The sequence below is a fragment of the Xenorhabdus vietnamensis genome (genome assembly GCF_002127535.1).
GTDB classification, from domain to species: Bacteria; Pseudomonadota; Gammaproteobacteria; order Enterobacterales; family Enterobacteriaceae; genus Xenorhabdus; species Xenorhabdus vietnamensis.
Window position 1 is genome coordinate 1 of record NZ_MUBJ01000006.1, and the last position, 7832, is coordinate 7832.

Sequence of the window (7832 nt, forward strand, 5' to 3'; positions counted from 1 at the left end):
TTTCATGTCACGTTGCCAGAAAAAGCCAGTGAACTCATTACCCGTCTGACTGATAATTTCCAGATTTTAAAACCCGCATCTTCAAGTTAATTGCGTATATCATCGATATCTAATAGATCCGCTATAGGTTTGGGACTGATTAGATCACAATATATTTCCTGATAAAAAGATGAGAACTCTGATGATAGATCTATACCCAAAGTGCTTATGGCATCAACGCAACTAGCTTTATCTTCTCTTAAGATATACCAATCTTTAGATTTGATATAACTACTTACTTCTTCTGGTATCATATTTTTTTCCACTTCTACGAGTAACTTATTATTTAGACTTATCTTTCTGAATTTGAGGTCTTTCTCACTTTTTCATAATTATTAGTTCGGTGGTAGCTTATATAAATTCAGTTCTAAATCTATAATAGGTTAATATTAATTTTATGCATCAACTATTTTTTAATACTAATGGATTAAAAGCGACCATTTTTTCATCCTTGGTCATTCTGCATGGGTAAAGGCCTTCTTTATATATCTCAAATATTTTTTCCAAGATTGATTCTTTTTGTTCACCTAATACATACCGTTGAATAGATAACATGTTTAATTGAGAATATACCTAATCTAAAACATCAAAATAAAAATCTTCATAGTCAGAATTCTCTTTTTTTATTTTTTCTTTCGATAGATTAGTGAAATTTTATCATAGTGAGCAGAAAATTCTTTACTTACATCATTTAAGTATTATTCGGCTTCATGAAATTCACTTCTTAACCTAAATTTACTTATAGAGTTTTCAATTAGGTCTGGCCAAATTAAATACCCATCGGGCAATAACTGATCAAAAGATAAAGTCAGTGCTAATTCAGGATCATGAATTTCTAAATAATAACCAGATTGATTATTAAGAATTCCTGAAAATAATTTTTCGGATAAAAGAAAAACTATTGGCTCAATGATAAATTTTTTTTATATCAGTCATATATCACCTTTATTTATTGAAAATTTTATCCCACAATTCAAAAGCTCTTTGTTTTCCTATCTCAGGATTCTTAGCAATATCTTTCGATCTAATCGGCACACCATTCATCATTGCTTTTTTCGCTTTATTTTTTATGTCAGCAACTTGTTTTTCTATGACATTAGTAGGCTGATTTGAATCAATTTTATTCAAAGCTTTTTCAACTGCGGCAGAATACAGTGATGGCTATTCCTACCGTGACTAAATAAGCCGGAAGAGCATTAGATTCTTCCGGCTCTTAATCAAGGTAATTTTTTTGCTATTTTCTTAGATGATAGAGCCTTCCAAGCTATTAAAATGTCTGCTTCTCCACAAACTTTATTGACTTTATCAAGATAGGTTTCTTCTACCTTCCATAACCAAAGTTCATCATTTAATTTTTCTAATGAGCCATTTTCTTTGTCACTTAGTATCCATTTTTTTAAGTTAACATTCTCAATCTTAATTTCAAGGTGAGAATTATTTATAATATTATAAGGATAGACCATTCTTAGCATGCTATTATTGTATCGTTCCTTGCCATTAAATCTTCCTGGTGTTTCCCTTTTAAAAATAGATGGATTTTCATATGGATATATACTTGCTAGATTATCTCCCCCTGCATAATAGAATGCTTTTGTTATCTTATCAGTATTATATGTTATCCCATAAGAAAAATTCATTTTTTCAACTAATAGTTTAATAAATGAAATAATTTTATCATTATTTCCGTTTGCATTAGGAAACTGAATATCTATATGGTAAAAACCACCAAATTCATTTGTTATATAACCAAAGGAAGATAACCACGGAGTATGATTTTCTTGCTCAGAGTAAATTCTGAAAGCAGTTGCCTCTTGAGTGAAAATTTTCTCTTTTAGCTCAATAAAGGAGATTTCTACTAAGTCATGATCTCCCTTATGATCGCTATTTTTTATATATTTTAAATACCCTGCACCGGTTATTGTAATATCAAAAATACTAAAAAATAAACTACCTAACTCATAGGCCATCATTGGAGAAAGTTCATTTGAATTATATATCGCTATACCTGTATACATAGCTTTTTCCTATATACTTGATATTAAGTCATCTAACATTGATTTCATATCCTTAGCTTTATATGGATGTTCAAAAACTAAGATCTCACCTTGCTTATTGGCAGGTAAGTTATCCATAGCTGTTTCATTACGCGTAGTTAGTGTTGGTAATTTCTTACCCATGTCAGTCTTTGAAGCTAGTTCAATTGAATGAACTTTACCATTAACATCAACGGCCATAATATCAGGTCTTCTTCCTGAAGTTCCCTTTCCATTAGCAAAACTATAAGATCTATTTAAATAAATCTTTTCAAATTTACCACTCATGGCAAGCTTATTAGCTATTACTTCTGAAAATTGGTCATGGCCAGGTGTTTTATCTTTTTGCCCCGTACCATAAATCTTAGCTCCGTTGACTTCTCTAACAGGACAAGGTGCTAAACCCAGCGGATCAATAAAGTTTGCCGGATTATGCACATAGCTGTAAGGGTTAAAGCCACCTTCAAGCCCTATGGGGTCAGGCGAGATATATTGCCCGGTCTCCGGCGAGTAATACCGAAAACGATTATGGTATAACCCACTTTCCTGATCTTCGTACTGTCCCATAAACCGTAGGTTACAGTTAACATGATAATCCGCATCATTGGAAGCAATGACCTGTGAGCGTTCCGCCTTACCCCATGTGGTCAGCCGCTGTGCCCAGACTAGCCCGCCTTCCTCGTTCAACATCTCACGCGGTGTGCCCTGATGGTCACTGACAATATAGTGTAGCTTGCCGCACTCAAAACGTGCTGATGGTGTCAGTGTGCCCGGTTCGTAGAGCCAGCGGATGCGCTGTTCGTCTGCTGGCGTACCATCTGCATAAATCGGCGTTTCTTCGATAAGCTGGTTACCGCTCCACAAATAATCATGGCCTATGATGGCATCAGTTTTTACCGTTAAATCTGGTTTCCCATCCAGCCACAATTTTAAATTAGCGGCCGCCAGTTTACCATCATGCACTTTCAGCTTGCGAATTCGTCGTCCAAATGCATCGTATTGATAATGCCAGCGCGAGCCGTCCGGGGTTTCACATTGCGTTAATTGATTCAGCACATCCCAGCGGTAACGCCACACTTGTGGGCGGAAGCCGTCACGCTGCTCAGTTTTTTCGATAAGCCGCCCGTTGGTGTCATAACGGTAGCGGAGATTGCCGTGCTGCACCACTCGCCCCGCCTGCTGACGCTGCGTTATTTGGGTGATTGCATCTTGGGTATCCACGGGAATGTGTTGGCTTAGATTTCCATTGGCATCATAACTGAACTGCTCTTCATACGGGCGTGCCCCCTGATACAGTGTCTGTGTTATCTGACCGTTAGCATTGTAACGGTAGCGGGTTTGTCCCCAGCGGCCATCATCAATCACCCGGAGGTTGTATGCCCGGTCATATTGCAAGCTACGGTTGACTGCCGTAGCTTGTGGTGGAAAGTGGGGATCGTTCTGTTGCAGGGTTTCTCGGAATAGGGGGGTTACCCGTCCTGCCGACTGATGTGCCAGTAAACCTGTCGCGGTGTAACGGCTGGCCAGGATAAAGCCGTGGGCGCTTTCCCGCACCGTTTCTTGTCCCAATGGGTCATGCTGTAAAGACAACGGGCTATGTTGGTTAAACTGGAAACGGTTTAACCAGCCCATCCGGTTATAACCAAAATGCAGTGTATTCCCGCCCAGCGTTTCTGCAACAGGCAGATCATTAAGGTCATCCCATTCATGCGTGATTTCACGCCCGTTCAGACGCTCACCAATCAGATGCCCTACATCGTCATAATCAAATTCCACTACCGCATCCGCTGAGACGGCCCGGGTCATCCTGCTTTTGGGGTCGTAGGTATAGGCAGTCTCGGCCTGCAAGGTATATTCTAATTTTCCGGCCTGCCAGTATTCCTGCCGCAAAATCTGGTCGTTAGCATTATAACAAACACGAATCAACTGACCGTTGGGATACCGTGTCAGGATGCGGCGCCCTGCCCGGTCATAGGTATAGTCGATCGCGCGTCCCGTGAAATCGGTTTCACGGATAATTTGCCCGGCTAAATCCCGCTCATAGCGATAAGTTTCACCGGTCGCCATCGTCACACTGTTCAGGCGAATTAGGCGGTCATAACCAAAATGCAGGACTGTCCCATCCGGGCGGGTCATCTGAGTCAGCAGGTCAAAGGCACCATAGGTATAACGGGTGCTATTGCCCTCACCGTCCATGATCGCAGTAATTCGGTGTTCATTGTCATAGTCGATATGCTGTTTCACCCCATCCGGCAATTCAATTTCCGTGACGCTGTTTTCCGGGCTGGCATGAAACGCGCAGTGCTGATAACGGGTTTGCTGACCCAGCGCATCCGTCACACTCCTCAGCCGCCCCAAGCCATCCTGTTCATAGCGGGTGGTGTAACCATTGGGGGCCAGAACACCATGAAGCCGATGTTGTTCATATTCATAACGCCACTGGGTACCATCCGGCAGTACCCGTCTGAGGATTTCGCCATGCTGGTTGTAACGGTACTCTTCCAATCGCCCCTGCGGGTCGGTCACGGCATCCAGTGCGCCCTGGTCGCTGTAGTGAAAAAGCCATTTTTTACCATCCGGCAGTTTGGCCTGCAACAGTTGACCGTATTCATCATAGTCGTAGACAAACACGTCACCGGAAGGCAGCGTCAGTTGGGTCAGTTCGCCGTAGAGGGTGTATTCGAACTGTGTTTTTCTGCCCAGGGGATCGGTTTCTGAGAGTTTATGGCTCAGATCCCATTCCAGCACCGTTTCCCGCCCCAGCGGGTCAACTTTGCGGGTAATCTGGCCGTTTTCGTTGTACCAATAGCGGGTACGTCCGCCTTCTGCATCCAGATAGGTGGTGACTTTGTTGACATCATCATATAAAAAACGATCCTGCCAGTAGCCCTGTGGGGTACTGACCGAGACCACCCGTCCCCGGTTGTCATACCCCATCGACACATCCGTCGAATCTGTGTCATGCCAACGAGTCATGTAGCCACGGGGATCGTATTCGTGCCACAGGTGACTGAACTGAAACGAATGGCATTCTGACAGATAATGTTGTGCGTCATACCGACAGGTAACCAGTGTCTGGCGCAGTTCTCCGGTCAGGTACGCGATAGAAGCCAACCGATTCTGGTCGTAATCCAGTAACACACGATAACCATCGGAATGGATAACCTGTGACAGCCGGTATTGTTGCTCCTCAAAGGGATCATCATAATGGAAGGTGATTTGGTTATTGTGACGGTCACGGATAGCAGACAATAACCGTTTATCGCCTGCCGGCTGTTCAAAACTCAGCGTTAATTGTGTCTGACGATCAAACAGGTGCAACCCGCCTGTTAACGTGCCAAACAGCAGATAATGCCCGGCATGCAGGTTAACCGAGAACACGTTTTCATCCGGCGTATGGAAGGTGTAGACAACCCCATCTGCATCGGTGAAATACGTCACCTCCCCCGCTCGCCTTAACTGTTGCGACCAGTCATCTGATCACTTAGGACCGAACAATCCTGCAAAATTTTCGGTTGAACGATAGGTACGCACTAATGACAGCGGCAAGGTGCCCGGCAGGGAAAGCATCGGCCACTGTTGTAGGAAATCGCCTGTGGCCATATCCACCGGGTCACCACAGTTATCGTTTTCGTTCGGTTTTTTACTTTGTTTCTGGGTCGATTTTTTCGGCTTATCCGATTGGGTGACCCCTTTTTTATTGCGTGGCAAGGGTAATAACCCGGCAATCACCACCGCCCACTGCAAAGCTTTATTGCTTTCCTGCAAAATAGGGAGCGCTTCTCCCGTTTCCTGGGTAATGGAAATGGATCCCGTGGCACTGTTGATATTGGCGTCACAGGTGGTGCGGTGCCCCAACCGGGCAATCGGCTTGCCGTTGGCAAACACGGTCTTTGCGCCTTCAGCGACCACTCCGGGAGGATGGTCACTGCACACCACCGGATCGCCTTGCCGCGCGACCGGTTTACCCTCAAAGAACACATTGGGTGATCCTTTCGCAATGGTGCCTTTATTGCTGCCATATTGCCCGATGGCGGCGCCAATTCCGGCACAGGCGCCACCGACAAACCCGCCGGCAGCAGCGGCAGCCGCAACCACAACCAGTGCCGCTCCTCCCGTGGCCACCACCAGGGCACCAACCGCCACTGCTGCGACAGCACCCAGTAAAATCCCGCCCAGCGCCCCCCATAGCCCGGCATTTTTATTCTGATGGGCAATGGCATCGCCTTCTCTGGCCGGATTTTCACCTTCGGTTGCCACGGTGCTCATCCCCATGCCTTTGGCGATAGCGTGGCCAACTTTATCCCCGACATACATACCCGCGGCTCCACCGACTGCGCCGGCGGCTAATCCCACCGCAAAAGGGGCCGCCGCGCCCGTTGCCACCGCATAGGTAGCACTGGTTGCCAGCGTGGCATTGGAGAAGGTATCACTTTGTAAAAATTCCAGTGCCCGGTCAGATGTGGATTTTTCTGTCCGTGGCGGTACTGGCGCAGGCTTGCCTCCCTTTGAAGGCGATGTATGATTGTGTGTGGCAGGTGATGGAGAGGGTCGCCCTGCCGCTGCTGCGCCCATAATCACATTCTGTGAAACACTCATGTCACACCTCCCTGTCAGGTATTATCCTTCGGCTCATCACGCAACCGGAACGTTGCCATCATGGTCTGCATCTGTTCCCGCTGTGCCGCCGTCATCTCCCCCTGACAGGTGCCGGTGAAAATCAGCACTTGATTGGGGGTGTTAAGCAGCAGCATTAATTGATGTACCGGACCACTTGGGGCACGCCAGCGAAATTCAAAGGTCTCGGTTTCAAGGCCGTTCAGTTCCCCGGACTCATGGGCTATTGCCTCATAATCTTTCAGTTGCTTGCCAATCGCCGTCATTTCCCGCTCGGCAAACTGACTGAATGCCAGCCCCCACGGCAAATTGTCACGGGAGATGGCGAAACTGGTGCCATTTTTCTCATCGGTGCTGTTCAACACCAAAATACTGGTATCCTGCCAGCTGGCGGGCAGCATAATAGAACCTTGATTGAAGTGGAAAGGCGCGAGATCAAGTTGATTGTTCATGGACGTTCCTTCTTGCTTGCCGCAATTTAAAAATCAATATGCGTTATTTGTTGATGTTAACCTGGCCGCCTAATACGGTGACCCCGCTGTCATTCAGCTCAATACTGGCGCCCCCAAACGAAATTTTAATGTTGGCTTTCGTCATTTGAATGGTGCCGCTGCCGACTTTCAGTGTGATATCATCCTGGGCTTCGTACAATTGGGTCCCCGCCCCGGCTTTACCTGCGTTTGCTTTCACCTGCACCACATTGGCTTGTGTACTGCGTTTCTGGCAGATGTTCTCGGTCAGGTTGCCTTGCTGGACGGTTTTATGTTCATCCCCCGTCTGGATGAGCAGGCTTCGGTTACCGACTTCTACGACCAGACTCTGGTCATTTTTTACCGTAGTCTGCATATCCTTCTGTGCATGCAGAGCCAGCCGCTCGCTGCCTTTCGCATCCTCAAACAGCAGTTCGTTGTAGCCCTCGCCTTTGTGGGTTTTGGAGCGGAACGCCATCTGGGTTTTACTGCCCGGCAGCCCGCCCGGCGGGATGTTGCTGGCGTGGTAGGTACGCCCGGTAACGATCGGCTGGTCCGGGTCGCCATGCAGAAAATCCACCACCACTTCCTGCCCGATACGCGGGATCGCCAGCATCCCCAGCCTTGCCCCGCCCACGGTTGGGTGACCCGTATCCAGCACGAACTCTGGTCA

3 protein-coding genes and 2 pseudogenes are annotated in these 7832 nt (G+C 46.3%); all 5 read right to left on the bottom strand.

From position 1 onward, the window contains the following. Positions 1-984: 984 nt before the first annotated feature. Complete coding sequence (locus Xvie_RS07145; RefSeq protein WP_086108656.1) at positions 985-1167, bottom strand: hypothetical protein; 183 nt, start codon at positions 1165-1167, stop codon at positions 985-987. Positions 1168-1256: 89 nt separating this feature from the next. Further along, the gene (locus Xvie_RS07150; RefSeq protein ID WP_086108657.1) at positions 1257-2054 is read right to left on the bottom strand and encodes a hypothetical protein; all 798 of its coding nucleotides are present in this window, start codon (positions 2052-2054) and stop codon (positions 1257-1259) included. 9 nt (positions 2055-2063) lie between these two features. Then, a pseudogene (locus Xvie_RS07155) lies at positions 2064-6671 on the bottom strand (RHS repeat-associated core domain-containing protein). A 14-nt stretch (positions 6672-6685) separates the two neighbouring features. Further along, the gene (locus tag Xvie_RS07160) at positions 6686-7141 is read right to left on the bottom strand and encodes a DcrB-related protein (protein WP_086108658.1); all 456 of its coding nucleotides are present in this window, start codon (positions 7139-7141) and stop codon (positions 6686-6688) included. Positions 7142-7184: 43 nt separating this feature from the next. Further along, positions 7185-7832 (bottom strand): annotated as a pseudogene (gene tssI, locus Xvie_RS07165) (type VI secretion system tip protein TssI/VgrG); the annotation flags it as partial.

Excerpts from the sequence above, each read along its gene's own strand:
- Xvie_RS07150 (WP_086108657.1), bottom strand. The coding sequence starts at position 2,054 with ATGTATACAGGTATAGCGATATATAATTCAAATGAACTTTCTCCAATG.
- Xvie_RS07160 (WP_086108658.1), bottom strand. The coding sequence starts at position 7,141 with ATGAACAATCAACTTGATCTCGCGCCTTTCCACTTCAATCAAGGTTCT.